General features: G+C 65.3%; 12 protein-coding genes, 1 tRNA gene and 1 pseudogene. 1 reads left to right on the top strand and 13 read right to left on the bottom strand.

The genetic code is table 11. From position 1 onward, the window contains the following. Positions 1-44 precede the first annotated feature (44 nt). Positions 45-1,328, top strand: a complete 1,284-nt coding sequence (locus ACETPF_RS13785) for an MFS transporter (protein ID WP_373935088.1) — start codon at positions 45-47, stop codon at positions 1,326-1,328. A 1-nt stretch (position 1,329) separates the two neighbouring features. Here the strand turns inward: ACETPF_RS13785 and ACETPF_RS13780 are convergent, their stop codons facing one another. The 13 genes and pseudogenes from ACETPF_RS13780 to gyrB form a co-directional block, all read right to left on the bottom strand. Next, positions 1,330-2,181 carry a substrate-binding domain-containing protein gene (locus tag ACETPF_RS13780; protein ID WP_373935290.1) on the bottom strand — a complete coding sequence of 284 codons (852 nt, stop codon included), beginning with the start codon at positions 2,179-2,181 and terminating at the stop codon, positions 1,330-1,332. A gap of 57 nt (positions 2,182-2,238) precedes the next feature. Continuing rightward, positions 2,239-2,325, bottom strand: a pseudogene (locus tag ACETPF_RS13775) (hypothetical protein); the annotation flags it as partial. A 361-nt stretch (positions 2,326-2,686) separates the two neighbouring features. Further along, positions 2,687-2,762 (bottom strand) — tRNA-Phe (locus tag ACETPF_RS13770). Positions 2,763-2,811: 49 nt separating this feature from the next. Further along, positions 2,812-3,006, bottom strand: a complete 195-nt coding sequence (locus tag ACETPF_RS13765) for a DNA gyrase inhibitor YacG (RefSeq protein WP_373935086.1) — start codon at positions 3,004-3,006, stop codon at positions 2,812-2,814. Continuing rightward, positions 2,996-3,985: a ribonuclease gene (locus ACETPF_RS13760; protein ID WP_373935085.1), complete on the bottom strand. Its 990-nt coding sequence runs from the start codon at positions 3,983-3,985 to the stop codon at positions 2,996-2,998. The genes ACETPF_RS13765 and ACETPF_RS13760 overlap by 11 nt, the downstream gene beginning before the upstream one ends. Before the next feature lie 6 nt (positions 3,986-3,991). Beyond that, positions 3,992-4,564, bottom strand: a complete 573-nt coding sequence (locus ACETPF_RS13755; RefSeq protein ID WP_373935084.1) for a Maf family protein — start codon at positions 4,562-4,564, stop codon at positions 3,992-3,994. A gap of 13 nt (positions 4,565-4,577) precedes the next feature. Further along, positions 4,578-4,796, bottom strand: coding sequence for a translation initiation factor IF-1 (gene infA / locus ACETPF_RS13750; RefSeq protein WP_003049127.1), 219 nt, complete (start codon positions 4,794-4,796; stop codon positions 4,578-4,580). Between the two features lie 59 nt (positions 4,797-4,855). Then, a complete protein-coding gene (locus ACETPF_RS13745) occupies positions 4,856-6,133 on the bottom strand; it encodes an adenosylmethionine--8-amino-7-oxononanoate transaminase (RefSeq protein ID WP_373935083.1) in 1,278 nt (425 codons plus the stop codon). A 100-nt stretch (positions 6,134-6,233) separates the two neighbouring features. Next, a complete protein-coding gene (locus ACETPF_RS13740; RefSeq protein WP_373935082.1) occupies positions 6,234-6,683 on the bottom strand; it encodes a DUF4168 domain-containing protein in 450 nt (149 codons plus the stop codon). A gap of 190 nt (positions 6,684-6,873) precedes the next feature. Beyond that, positions 6,874-8,901, bottom strand: a complete 2,028-nt coding sequence (locus ACETPF_RS13735; RefSeq protein WP_373935081.1) for a M13 family metallopeptidase — start codon at positions 8,899-8,901, stop codon at positions 6,874-6,876. A gap of 69 nt (positions 8,902-8,970) precedes the next feature. Next, a complete protein-coding gene (gene bioD, locus ACETPF_RS13730) occupies positions 8,971-9,618 on the bottom strand; it encodes a dethiobiotin synthase (RefSeq protein ID WP_373935080.1) in 648 nt (215 codons plus the stop codon). Beyond that, on the bottom strand, positions 9,615-10,739 hold the full coding sequence (locus ACETPF_RS13725; protein ID WP_373935079.1) for an 8-amino-7-oxononanoate synthase: 1,125 nt from the start codon (positions 10,737-10,739) through the stop codon (positions 9,615-9,617). The genes bioD and ACETPF_RS13725 overlap by 4 nt, the downstream gene beginning before the upstream one ends. Positions 10,740-10,799: 60 nt before the next feature. After that, on the bottom strand, positions 10,800-13,304 hold the full coding sequence (gene gyrB / locus ACETPF_RS13720) for a DNA topoisomerase (ATP-hydrolyzing) subunit B (protein ID WP_373935077.1): 2,505 nt from the start codon (positions 13,302-13,304) through the stop codon (positions 10,800-10,802). Positions 13,305-13,340 lie beyond the last annotated feature (36 nt).

Raw genomic sequence — 13,340 nt, 5'->3', positions numbered from 1 at the left:
CATATCGTACAAAGCCACATCTGAGCGCTGTTCGGATTGCCGAAATGAATCTGGGATTCTTCGGCCTCCAATTCTCCTTTGGGCTGCAACAGGCGAATATGAGCCCGATCTACAGCTTCCTCGGCGCCGATGAGGCATCGATGCCGCTTCTCTGGCTGGCGGGGCCGGTCACCGGCCTGGTGGTGCAGCCGCTCATCGGCGCTCTTAGCGATCGCACGACCAGCCGTTGGGGACGGCGCACCCCCTATTTCCTGATCGGCGCGGTCCTATGCAGCCTGTGTCTCTTCGCCATGCCCCACAGTCCCGCGCTGTGGATCGCCGCATCGCTGCTCTGGATTCTGGACGCAGCCAACAATGTCGCGATGGAGCCTTATCGCGCCTATGTCAGTGATCGTCTCGATCCACGCCAGCAAGGCGCCGGCTTTCTCACCCAGTCTGCTTTTACCGGCCTGGCGCAGACCCTGGCCTATCTGGCCCCGACTCTGCTCGTCCAGGCAGGGGTCAGCGCCGATCTCATAGACGCCAACGGTATTCCGGAGATAACGCGCATCGCCTTCCTGATCGGTGCGATCCTGTCGATTTCGACCATCCTCTATTCGGTTCTGCGCGTTCCGGAATTGCCCCTGGGGGCGGAAGACCGGCAACGCATGACGATGGAAAGGTTGACCGCCAAGGCCGCGCTGGGCGACTTCATCGAGGCGCTCCGAAACATGCCGCGCCCCATGCGACAACTGGCGGTGGCGATGCTGTTCCAGTGGTTTGCGATGTTCGCTTATTGGCAATATATCGCCTTTGCCCTCGGCCGTTCCCTGTTTGCCACGGCCGATGCGGGCAGCGCGTCGTTCCGGCAGGCTGTCCTGCTTACCGGGCAGGCGGGCGCGCTCTATAATTTCGTCGCCTTTCTCGCTGCCTTTGCGATGATGCCGCTCGTCCGGCGCATCGGCGCGAAGCCGGTCCATGCCGGGGCGATGTTGATGGCTGGCCTCGCCATGCTGTCGCTTTCGGTGGTCACTGGCAAGGCTGGCCTCGTTCCGGCGATGATCGGCATCGGCATCGGCTGGGCGAGCCTCATGGGCAATCCCTATGTCATGCTGGCGGGCGCCGTTCCGCCCGAAAGAACCGGCGTCTATATGGGCATCTTCAACATGTTCATCGTGGTTCCGATGATGATCGAAACGCTGGTGATGCCGATCATCTACCGGCCGCTTCTGGGCGGCGATCCCCGTAACGTCCTTGTGCTGGCGGGCGCGATGATGCTGATGGCCGGGCTGGCGACCCTGCGCGTGCGGGCAGGGGAAGCCGTGGCGCGACCGGCAAGTACGACGTGACCTAGGCCGTCCCGCGCAGGATGAGTTCAGGCGTCATCGCGACCGAGGCAACCGTCTCGCCCGCCATGCGGTGCATGAGCAGGTCGACCAGCAATCTGGCGCCATGGCGCATGTCCTGGCGGACGGTGGTGAGCGGCGGGACAGTGTGCGCCGAAATACTGATGTCGTCATAGCCGATGATCGACACATCCTGCGGGACACGCAGCCCCTGGTCCGCAACAGCGCGCATCGCGCTCATGGCGATCACGTCGGACGCGGCAAAGATGCCGTCTGGCGACGCATGGCTCTCCAGATAGCGCGCCATGTCCGCATAGGCGTCCTGGTCCGTCAGGTGCAGCGGCAACAGGATTTCCTCGACCTCGGGCGTGTGATTGATGGCGCTATGGAAGCCGGCATAGCGGTCGGCGAATTCCGGAACCGCCGGATCGCCCAGAAACGCAAGTCTACGCCGGCCGATGGCGATAAGGTGCCTCGCCGCCATTTCCCCGCCCTTCAGATTGTCGGTGCCGACGGTGACCTGAACCAGGTCCGGACGATGCGCGCCCCAGATGACCAGCGGTGCGAACTGCTTCGCCACGGCCTCTATGACGTCGGTCTGGTCCGATTGTCCGACCAGGATGATACCATCGACGCGACCCGACAGCGCCATATTCCTCAGCCAGTCCGCGTCGCCCGGCACGACCCTGGACAACAGCAGGTCATAGCCTTGCTCCGCCAGCGCATCGGCCAGAGGGCCGAGAAGCCCCATGAAAAAAGGGTCGGACAGGTTTTGCTGCACTTCATGACCCAAGGGGAAAACCACGCCCACGGCCCCGGTCCGGCGCTTGCGGAAAAAGCTGGCAGTCTGGTTCAGTCGAAAACCATGTTCTTCTGCAAGGGCTCTGATGCGCGCCTTCGTCTTTGCCGAAACCCGCGGATTGTCATCGAGCGCGCGCGAGACCGTCGACACGTGGACGCCGGCTATCTTTGCCAGTTCCACCAAGCCTATGGTCTTCATCGTAACGGACAATCCTCCGGCACCGGCGGTCCCATATGCCGCGCAGATCGGAATCTCGTTATCATGTTTCGATGTTCGATCCTAATGTCGCAAATCGCAACCGCGCCAAAAACGAAGGGCATCATTGGCAAATACGCTTAAGGCAATAACGCTGCCGAACATCCGGCTCCTGATTGATGCGACCGAAACCGCAAGCCTGCCCTTGTCCAGGCTCCGTCTGGGGCCCCGACTTGGCTTGCCTAACCATTAGCCGACACGCAGGGGAATAATGAGCCGAAAGGCGCTTTCATTTGCGCGTACGACCAGCCCAGATGTCTGGGATTTCGCCGACACAGCTAAGGCCGTTCGCGGATGGAAGCGATGGTGCCCGGGGACGGAGTCGAACCGCCGACACTGCGATTTTCAGTCGCATGCTCTACCAACTGAGCTACCCGGGCACGGGGATCCTCGCGGCGGGGGGCGCCGATGGAGGCGTGCCTATAGGCGTCAATCCGCTTGGCTGTCCAGCCCTTCGTCGCCATTTTTTTGCAGCAAATCGCCCGCCGATGGGCCGGGTACGCGATAGCCTTCGCCCAGCCATTGCAGCAGGTCGCGGTCGCGGCAGGCGGGGCTGCAAAAGGGGCGTGCGCCGGTTTGCGCGGGCTGGCCGCACATGGGGCAAGGGGGGGATTTAGGCGACATGCCCGCCCGATATGGCGAGCGTGGGATCGGCGCGCAAGGTCACTGCGCCGCCGCGCCGCCGCGCGAGCTGCTCGATCCAATCGGCGCGCCGATGCAGCAGATCGATGATCGCGGGCGCTGCACTGATCGTGGCCGCGCCGCCATTGCCGTGCCGCTCGGCCCGCCGCAACAGCGCCAGCGTGGCGGTCAGCACCGCGTCCTCGCGCATGATTTCCATCAGGTTCGCACGTTCGCGGCGACGGATGATCTGGAGGAAACCGAAACCGTTGACCGCCGTGCGTTCGAAGGGGAGCGGCAGATATTTGTCGATCTGCGCCGCCGCGATCATCCGCTCGTCCTTGTTGTTCATGGTGGGCAGATCGATGCCGATCGAGCCGCTGATCCCCATCCGCCGGATGGTCTGCGCGGCGAGCTTGGCGCCCTTGGGGCCAAGCTGCGCCGGGGGCAGCGATCCGTCGACGTCGATCAGGAACATCGCGGGCGTCGCGAAGAGCCGCAGCGCGGCAGCTTCGGTGCCGACCTCGCCGCTCGCCGCCTGCTCCATGAGCTCGCTCCAGCCCTGGGCTTCCAGCCGGTCCTCCTCGTGCGCGGGGCACGGTATCACCGGCACGCCGGTGGCGCGGATGCGCTGGAGAAGACTGGGGCCTGGGTGGGGCTTCACGCCCGGCGGCGCGACGCGCGCCTTGGCGCGCTTGTCGCGGCCTTCCTCGGGGATCGCTTCGCGCAGGATCTCGACCAGCACATTCGCGCCCTCGGACAGGCGCGGCGGGATCGGCTCCAGCAGCACCTCTTCGCCCGAGATCAGGCGCACGACGCCGCGCTTCTTCGGGATCAGCGTGGCGATCAGCCGACCCTGCGCGACCGCGCCGGTACGCGCCGCATCGCCCTCGCGCTCGATCTGCGCCTCGACCAGCTTGCCATGCTCGATCAGCGCGGCGCGGGCCTCGCCGATCCCTTCTTCATAAAGCCATTCAGCCAAGCGCTTTCAATCCTGTAGGTAGTCCGCTGCCTTCAGCAGCGCGCGGGTTTCGTAGAGAGGCAGTCCCATGATCGCGCTGTGGCTGCCCTGGATGGCGCGGATCAGGCCGGCGGCGCGCCCCTGAATGGCATAGCCGCCCGCCTTGCCGCGCCATTCGTCGCTGGCGATATAGGCGTCGACCTCGGCCCTATCGAGCCGCTTGAAGGTGACGATATTGACCGACAGACGATGGCGCGCGCGCCCGTCCGCGTCGATCAGGGTGATGGCGCTCAGCACCCGGTGACGACGGCCTGAAAGCAAAGTCAGGCAGGCGCGCGCTTCCTCCTCGCTTTCCGCCTTGGGTAGTATTCGCCGGCCTGCCGCGACCACCGTGTCGCCTGACAGAACCAGCGCGCCGGGATGGCGCTCGGCCACCCGCGCGCCCTTCTCCGCTGCGACCCTTGCCGCGTAATCGGCGGGTAGTTCGCCCTTGCGCGGGGTCTCGTCGATGTCAGCCGGGTCCACCGCGTCGGGCACGACGCCGATCTGTCCCAGAAGGTCGAGCCGTCTGGGGGAAGCTGAAGCCAGGATGAGCCGCATCGTGTCGCGCGGCTTATTTGAAACGGTAGGTGATCCGACCCTTGGTCAGGTCGTAAGGGGTCAGTTCGACAAGCACCTCGTCCCCCACCAGCACACGAATGCGGTTCTTTCGCATCTTGCCGGCCGTGTGGCCGAGAATTTCGTGGTCATTTTCCAACCGGACGCGGAACATGGCGTTGGGGAGAAGCTCCACAACCTGTCCGCGCATCTCAAGCAGTTCTTCTTTCGCCATAATATCCCGGAAAAGCGTAAAATCGCGCCGCCATAGCGCCAAATGGTGCAAAATGAAAGTCAGGCGTTGCGGCCAAAGGCGTCGCCGGCCCGTTCGATGGCCATAAACAACCGGTCGAGCTGATCTGCATCAAGGCAATAGGGCGGCATCAGGTAGATGGTGTTGCCCAATGGCCGCAGCAAGAGGCCGCGCTCCAGGAAAAAGGCGCGCAGCCGGGGCGCGAGATCGGACAGATAGCCCGCGTCCGCCGCGATCAGGTCGATCGCCGCGATCGCGCCCACTTGGCGCGGGTTGGCGAAGGCGGGATGGCGCGCCAGCCGCTCCAGCCGGACCGCCATGCCCTCCGCCAGCGTGGCAATCCGGCCCAGCACATCCTCCTCGCGCCAGATGGCGAGATTGGCGGCCGCCGCCGCGCAGGCGATGGCGTTGGCGGTGTAGCTCGACGAATGGTAGAAGAGCTTGGCCCTGTCGGTCGAATAATGGGCGTCGAAGATCGGCGCGGTGGCGAGCGTCGCGGCGAGTGGGATCGCCCCGCCGGTAATCCCCTTGGCCACCGCCATGATGTCAGGCGCTATCCCGGCCTGCTCGCAGGCAAAGAGCGTGCCCGTGCGGCCCCAGCCGGTCATCACCTCGTCGGCGATGAACAGGACGTCGTGCCGCCGACAGATCGCCGCCATTTCGCGCAATATGTTAGGCGAATAGGTCAGCATCCCGCCCGCGCCCAAGATAAGCGGTTCGACGATGAAGGCGGCGGGCTGCTGCGCGCAGGCGGCCTCCAGCGCTTCGAGACATGCCTGCTCCCGGCCGGGCGTGGGGAAGGGGATGGTGCCGACGTCGAACAGCAGCGGCTGCCACGCCGCATTGTAAACACCGCGCTCACCCACCGACATCGCGCCGATCGTGTCGCCATGATAGCTGTGCTCCAGCACCAGGATGCGGTGCCGCTGGGGCAGGCCCAGATTATGCCAGTAACCGAGCGCCATCTTCAGCGCGACCTCGACCGCGGTCGATCCGCTGTCGGAATAGAAGACATGCGTGAGCGAGGGCTGGCCCGGCCCGCGCGGGGCAATGTCGATCAGGCCCTGCGCGACCTCCTCGGCGGGGCCGTGGGTGTAGCCGGCGAAGATCAGCTGGTCGAGCCGCGCCGCTTGGCGGGCGATGGCGGCGGCGATGCGCGGCTCGCAATGGCCGTGGGTCGTCACCCACCAGCTCGATATGGCGTCGATTAAGGTTCGGCCATCGGCAAGATGCAGCAGCGCGCCCTCGGCGCGAACGATATGGGGGATAGGCTCGTTGAGGCCATGCTGGGTGAAAGGGTGCCAGACGGGTGAAGACATGGCCTCGCCTTAGCGTCCAATCCGGCCCGATTGAAGCATTGCACCCAAAAGAAAGGCGGCCAAGGCTGGCCGCCTCCCGAAATCGATTGTTATGCCGCGCTTATTGCGGCGGCTGAGCCGGCTGCGCGGGTGCTGCGGGTTCCGCCGGTGCGGCCGGCGTAGCGGGCTGCGCGGGGGCGGCGGGCGCAGCAGCCTGGATGCGCTGCTGGAGCGCCGGGTCGGCAGCGGCCGCCTGGCCGATCTGGTTGAACTTTTCGGGCGGCAAGCCCGATGCCTGCACTGCCGCGAGCATCTTGGGCTGCTTGTCGGCGGCGGAGATCGACGCATCCTGCTGGATCTTCGTTACCTCGACCGCAGCGGCGGCGAACTGCTTGATGTCCGCATCGCTGAAATTGGCGGGCGTGGCCGGAGCCGCAGCGCTAGCCGGTGCCGCGGGGGCAGCCGGAGCCGCAGGCGCCGCCGCATCACTCTGTGCGAGCGCCGGATAGGCGGCGAACAGGGCGGCCGACGCGATGCCGGCCTTCAGAATGTGGAAATTGGAACGACCCATCAATGTTCTTCTCCTCTCGACTGTGACAGTCTTCTGACGTCCAAGCTGTGGCTTTGGATGCGGGATGAGAAGGCTGAACGGGACGAAAAGAGCATTTCGAAGGGTAAAAGGACAGCGGGCGACGGCCGATCGCGCCTCTGGCTCGGCTGGGCGAGGCAGCGCATCATGCCTGCCCCGCCCACGCCAGGAATCACCAGATTTTGACTCGATCCTTGGGCGCCAGATAGATTTTGCCGCCCGGCGCGGGTTTGAACGCGCCATACCAGGCGTCGAAATTCCGCACGATGTCGGCGCGATATTGCGACGGCGCATGGGGATCGGTCACCAGCCGCTGGCGCAGATTGGCCTCGCGATAATTGCGCCGCCACACCTGCGCCCAGCCCAGGAAGAAACGCTCGTCGCCGGTCGTCCCGTCGATCACCGGCGCTGCCTTGCCGCCCAGCGAGGCATGATAGGCATCGAGCGCGACAGCGAGGCCAGCCAGATCGCCGATATTCTCGCCCAGCGTGAACGCCCCCTTCACATGCGCGCCGGGGAAGGGCGCGTAGGCGTCATATTGCTGGACCAGCCTGTCGGTCAGGCCCTTGAAATTGGCGACGTCCCGGTCGCTCCACCATTGGTTGAGCTTGCCGGTCTCGTCATATTTCGCGCCTTGATCGTCGAAATGATGGCTGAGTTCATGGCCGATCACCGCGCCGATGCCGCCATAATTGACGGCCGGGTCGGCGTGCGGATCGAAGAAGGGGGGCTGCAGGATGGCGGCCGGGAAGACGATCTCCACCATGCCGAAATTGGCGTAGGCGTTGATTTCCATCGGGGTCATGCCCCATTCCCAGCGATAGATGGGCTTGCCGAGCTTGCCGATGGTATAGGCGAAGTCGAACCGCTTGGCGCGCATCGCGTTGCCGAGCAGGTCGTCGCGCTTGATCTCAAGGCCGGTATAATCGCGCCACTTGTCGGGATAGCCGATCTTGGGGGTAAAGGCCGCCAGCTTCTTGTGCGCCCGCGCCTTGGCCGGCGCGCTCATCCAGGGGAGGCCGTCGATACGCCGGCCCATCGCGGCGATGACGTTCTTCACCAGCTGATCCATCGCCGCCTTGGTCTCGGGCGGGAAATATTGCGCGACATAGGCCTTGCCGACTTCCTCGCCCAGCGAATCGCTGAGGAAAGTGACGGCCCGCTTCCATCGCTCTTCGCGCTCGGGCGTCCCCGACAGGGTCGTTCCATAAAAGGCAAAGTCCGCGTTCGCGATGCTGTCGGGCAGATAGTCGGCATAGGCATGCAGGCTGGACAGCAGCAGTCCGTCCTTCAGCACCTGGATCGGCGCCTTGGCGATCAGCGCCGCTTCGCCGCTGATGGCGCTGGGCTGCGCCACCAGCAGTTCGGCGGGCGTCAACCCGTTGGCGGCGTAGAAGGCAGCGAAGTCGAAGCCTGGCGCGGCCTGCTGCAACGCCGCCAGCGTCATCTTGTTATAGGTCTTGTCGGCGTCGCGGCTGTCCACCTGGGTCCAGTGAACCTTGGCGATCTCGGTTTCGAATGCCATGAGCGCAGCGGCGCGCGCCTTCGCGTCGCTTTCGCCCGCCAGCGTCAGCATCTTTTCGAGATGCGCGACATAGGCTGCGCGGATCGCCGCCATCTTGTCCGACGGATCGAGATAATAGTCGCGGTCGGGAAGGCCGAGGCCCCCCTGACTCATCGACAGGATATAGGTGTCGGGATCCTTGTCGTCCTGCCCCACGGTGAAGCGGAACGGCCCGCGCACGCCTGATGCCGCCGCCTTCGCGGCAACGCGCGCATAGGCGGCGCGGTCGTTCACCGCCGCGATCTCGGCCAGCCATGGCTTGATCGGGGCAAGTCCCTTCGCCTCGACCGCTGCCTTGTCCATGTAGCTGGCATAGGCATTGCCGATCTTGCTGGCCGGATCGCCTTGCGCCGCTTCCAATATGCCGCGCGTGCGGTTCTGCGACAGCTCCTCCAGAACCGAGAAAGCGCCATAGTTGGAGCGATCCGCCGGGATTGGCGTGTTTTTCGCCCATGTCCCATTGGCATGATCGTAGAAATCGTCGCCTGGCGGAACCGACTTGTCCATTCCGGCCGTGTCGAAGCCGTAGGTGCCGTAAGTCGGCTTGGCCGCAGGCGCGGAAGCCTGATCGGCGTGCGCCGCGTTCGCGGCCAGGGTGAGCGCGCCGAGGGCGGCGCCCAGCAGCAAAGTCTTCATGGATGCGTCCCTTGTTCTTATCCGTGGGCCATGCCTGCGCCGGCCCGCTGAACGGGACTTGAACGCCTGTTAAACAGGCTTGTCCATGTCGTTGGTCGAAATCTGACGCAGGTTGATATGGGCGGCGAAGGCCGCGCGCAGCGCAGCCGCGTCGAGCGGATCGAGCAGCGGCAGCCGTCCGAGCGCGGGCACGCCGGCGAGGCGCGGGATGATCCGCTCATTCTCGTCATGCGGTTCGCCGATGAAGGCGATGCCCGCGATCGGCACGTTCCGCGCCTTCATCGCCTCGATGCTCAGCAGGCTGTGGTTGATCGTGCCGAGCGCCGTTCGCGCGCACAGGATTACCGGCTTGCCCCAATGCGCGAACAGGTCGGCCATCAGCAAGGTCTCCGTGAGCGGCACCAGCAGCCCGCCCGCGCCCTCGACCACCAGCGGCCCATCGACATCGGGCAGAGCCAACCGATCGAGGTCGATCGTCACCCCGTCGATCCGCGCAGCGAGATGCGGCGAGGCGGGCGTAGTCAGCCGATAGGCTTCGGGCAGAATATGGTCGGCGGGCAGGCCGGACAGCGCAGCCACCGTCTCCTTGTCGCCTTCCGGCTCGAGCCCCGCCTGCACCGGCTTCCAGTAATAGGCGCCCAGCGCTCCGGCGAGCCCGGCGGCGAACACCGTCTTGCCGATGCCGGTATCGGTGCCGGTGACGACGATAACGCTCATTGCACCAACCCCCTCAGCATGTCTCCCAGCGCTGCCACGTCGCTCCGTCCGACATTCAGCGTCAGCGATATGCGGAGCCGGCTCGTGCCCGCCGGCACCGTGGGCGGGCGAATGCCGCGCACGTCGAACCCCGCCTCCTGCAACGCGCCGGCGATCGCCATCGTGCGCTGATCCTCCTTCAGGATCAGCGGCACGATCTGGCTTTGCGGCGCCGGCAGGCCGAGCGGCGCGCAGATTGCCTCGGCCGCGTCCTGCCGCAGGATGGCGAGCCGGTCGCGGCGATCGTCCACCGCAGCGATGCGATCGAGCGCCGCCGATGCCGCCACCGCCATCAGCGGCGATGGCGCGGTCGAATAGATGAACGGGCGGGCGCGGTTGACGAGGTAATCGATATGGATTTGCGGCCCGCAGATCAGCGCGCCTTCCGCCCCCATCGCCTTGCCGCAGGTATGGAGCGTGATGACGTTGTGCCGCCCGTCCAGCCCATGCGACAGCCCGCGCCCGGCCGGGCCGAACACGCCCGTCCCGTGCGCCTCGTCCAGGATCAGCATCGCCTCGTGCGTGGCGGCGATCCGGGCCAGCTCGGCGAGCGGCGCCTTGTCCCCGTCCATCGAATAGAGCGTCTCGACCGCGATCCAAACGCGGCCCTTGCCGCCTTCGGCGCGAAAAGCGGCAATGAGGTCGGCAAAGCTCTGCACGTCGTTATGCCGGGCGAATACGGCGGTCGCCTTGCTCATGCGGATGCCGTCATGGACGCTCGCATGGACCAGTTCGTCCGCGACGATCAGGTCGCCGCGCTGGGGCAGGGCGGAAAAGAGACAGAGATTGCCGAAGAAGCCGTTCGCGACGAACAGCGCCGCCTGAGTGCGGAAGAAATCGGCGGCCTTCGCCTCCAGTCCCTCATGCTCGGGCGCATTGCCGCGCAGCAGCCGCGATCCGCCAGACCCCAGCGGCACGCCGCGCGCGACCGCATCCGCCACCGCCTGCGCGATGATCGGATCGCCGGCCAGCCCCAGATAATCGTTGGAGGCGAAGTCCCGCCCGGCATTGGGGCTGAGACGACGAAGCCTGCCGCGCTGCTCCAGCGCCGCGAGCTGCGAACGAAAGGGCTCGGCAGTCATGCCGCGCGCTATAGGCCCGGCCGGCCGGCCGGGCAAGCGCGCGCCAAGGACCGCAGCGGATCAGACGTCCAGGTTTGCGACGTTCAAGGCATTGTCCTGAATGAACTCACGCCGCGATTCGACCACGTCGCCCATCAACTGGCTGAAGATTTCGTCGGCCACGTCGGCCTGCTCCACCTCGACCCGCAACATGGAGCGATTATCGGGATCGAGCGTGGTTTCCCACAGCTGCTCGGCGTTCATCTCGCCCAGGCCCTTGTAGCGCTGAATGGCCAGGCCCTTGCGCCCCGCCGCCAGGATCGCGTCGAGCAGATCGCTCGGGGACGTCACCGTCACGCCCTTGGTCGCGACCGGCAGTTCGTCCTCGCCCGCTTCCTCCGCCGCGGCGGCAGCCTTTGCGGAAACGAGGCGGCTGGCGGTCGCATAGCTCGCCGCTTCGTCATTGGCGATGGCATGGAGCTTGCGCGCCTCTGCCGATCCGATGAACCCGCCCTCGATCACATGATGATCGGTGACGCCGCGCCACAGCCGTTCGAAATGAAATCCGCCTTCCTCGGCGATGCGGCCGGTCCAGCGCCCTTCCACGTCATGCGCGTCCATCCAGGCGACGGTCGCTGCCAGCCGCTGCGCCTGCGCGTCCTTCGACAATTCGGGGTCGAGCGCGCCATTGAGGCTCAGCGCCTCGATGATCTGCGGATTGTAGCGGCGCGGCACATAGCGCATTACCGCGCGCATCCGCCGGCCATGCTCGATCAGGCCGCGCAGATCGTCGCCGCTGCGCGCCCCGCCGCGCGTCTCCAGCACCATCGTGTCGACGCCATTGTCGACCAGATACTGCTCCAGCGCCGCTTCGTTCTTCAGATACACCTCGGACCGCCCGCGCGTCGCCTTGTAGAGCGGCGGCTGCGCGATGTAGAGGTGTCCCGCCTCGATGATCTGCGGCATCTGGCGGTAGAAGAAGGTCAGCAGCAGCGTGCGGATATGCGCGCCGTCGACGTCGGCGTCGGTCATGATGACGATCTTGTGATAACGCAGCTTTTCCAGGTTGAAGTCGTCGCGGATGCCCGTGCCCATCGCCTGGATCAGCGTGCCGACCTCCTTGGACGACAGCATCCGGTCGAACCGCGCGCGCTCGACGTTCAAAATCTTGCCCTTCAATGGCAGGATCGCCTGATTGTGGCGGTTGCGCCCCTGCTTGGCCGACCCGCCCGCCGAATCGCCCTCGACCAGGAACAGCTCGGACTTGGCCGGGTCGCGCTCCTGGCAGTCGGCGAGCTTGCCGGGTAGCGAGGCGATGTCCATCGCGCCCTTGCGCCGGGTCAGCTCGCGTGCCTTCTTCGCCGCCTCGCGCGCGGCGGCGGCGTCGATCACCTTCTGCACGATCATCTTGCCGTGGGCGGGGTTTTCCTCCAGCCACTCGGCCATCTTGTCGGCCATCAGGCTTTCCAAGGGCTGGCGCACTTCGGAGGAGACCAGCTTGTCCTTGGTCTGGCTTGAGAATTTGGGGTCGGGCAGCTTGACCGACACGATCGCGGTCAGCCCCTCGCGCATGTCCTCGCCGGTAAGGGACACCTTCTCCTTCTTGAGCGCGCCCGACTTCTCGGCATAGCTGTTGAGCGTACGGGTCAGCGCCGCGCGGAATGCAGCCAGGTGCGTGCCGCCGTCGCGCTGCGGGATGTTGTTCGTGAAACACAGCACATTTTCATAATAGCTGTCGTTCCATTCCAGCGCGACGTCGATGGTCACATCGTCGCGCGTACCCGCGATCGCGATCGGATCGGGCATCAATGCCGTCTTGTTGCGATCGAGATATTTGACGAAGGCCGCGATCCCGCCCTCGTAGAACAGCTCGACTTCCTTCTTCTCCTCATGCCGCGCGTCGACTAGGAACAGCCGCACGCCCGAGTTCAGGAACGCCAGCTCGCGATAGCGATGTTCCAGCTTGTCGAAATCATAGTCGGTCTGGTTCTTGAACGTGCCGCCATCGCCGGGCACCTTCTCGGTCGAGGCGAGGAAAGTGACGCGCGTGCCCTTCTTCCCCTCTGGCGCATCGCCGATCACCTTTAGGGGCGCGGTCGCGTCGCCATAGGCAAAGCGCATATAATGCTCCTTGCCGTCGCGCCAGATATTGAGGTCCAGCCATTCGGAAAGCGCGTTGACGACCGAGACGCCCACGCCGTGCAAGCCGCCCGACACCTTATAGGCATTGTCGTCGCTGGTATTCTCGAACTTTCCGCCCGCGTGCAGCTGGGTCATGATGACCTCGGCCGCCGACACGCCCTCTTCCTTGTGGATGCCGGTCGGGATGCCGCGCCCATTATCCTCGACGCTGACCGATCCGTCGGGATTGAGTGTGATGACGATGCGGTCGCAATGCCCCGCGAGCGCTTCGTCGATCGCATTGTCGCTGACCTCGAACACCATATGATGCAGGCCGCTGCCGTCGTCGGTGTCGCCGATATACATGCCGGGCCGCTTGCGCACGGCGTCCAGCCCTTTCAGCACCTTGATGCTGTCTGCGCCATAATCATTGCTGTTGGGGGTGTTCACGGGTTCGTCGCTCATGGCCCAGCATATAGGGACTCGGCCCACGAAACTAAA

Origin of the sequence: Sphingobium agrisoli, assembly GCF_041877245.1 — a bacterium.
Classification (GTDB): Bacteria; Pseudomonadota; Alphaproteobacteria; order Sphingomonadales; family Sphingomonadaceae; genus Sphingobium.
The sequence above is the reverse complement of the archived record's forward strand: the minus strand, read 5'-3'. Positions and strand labels throughout refer to the sequence as shown.

Coding starts and splice junctions, on each gene's coding strand:
- ACETPF_RS13785 (WP_373935088.1), top strand. CDS start 45: ATGAATCTGGGATTCTTCGGCCTCCAATTCTCCTTTGGGCTGCAACAG.
- ACETPF_RS13765 (WP_373935086.1), bottom strand. CDS start 3,006: ATGTCGCCTAAATCCCCCCCTTGCCCCATGTGCGGCCAGCCCGCGCAA.
- ACETPF_RS13755 (WP_373935084.1), bottom strand. CDS start 4,564: ATGCGGCTCATCCTGGCTTCAGCTTCCCCCAGACGGCTCGACCTTCTG.
- infA (WP_003049127.1), bottom strand. CDS start 4,796: ATGGCGAAAGAAGAACTGCTTGAGATGCGCGGACAGGTTGTGGAGCTT.
- ACETPF_RS13745 (WP_373935083.1), bottom strand. CDS start 6,133: ATGTCTTCACCCGTCTGGCACCCTTTCACCCAGCATGGCCTCAACGAG.
- ACETPF_RS13740 (WP_373935082.1), bottom strand. CDS start 6,683: ATGGGTCGTTCCAATTTCCACATTCTGAAGGCCGGCATCGCGTCGGCC.
- ACETPF_RS13735 (WP_373935081.1), bottom strand. CDS start 8,901: ATGAAGACTTTGCTGCTGGGCGCCGCCCTCGGCGCGCTCACCCTGGCC.
- bioD (WP_373935080.1), bottom strand. CDS start 9,618: ATGAGCGTTATCGTCGTCACCGGCACCGATACCGGCATCGGCAAGACG.
- ACETPF_RS13725 (WP_373935079.1), bottom strand. CDS start 10,739: ATGACTGCCGAGCCCTTTCGTTCGCAGCTCGCGGCGCTGGAGCAGCGC.
- gyrB (WP_373935077.1), bottom strand. CDS start 13,304: ATGAGCGACGAACCCGTGAACACCCCCAACAGCAATGATTATGGCGCA.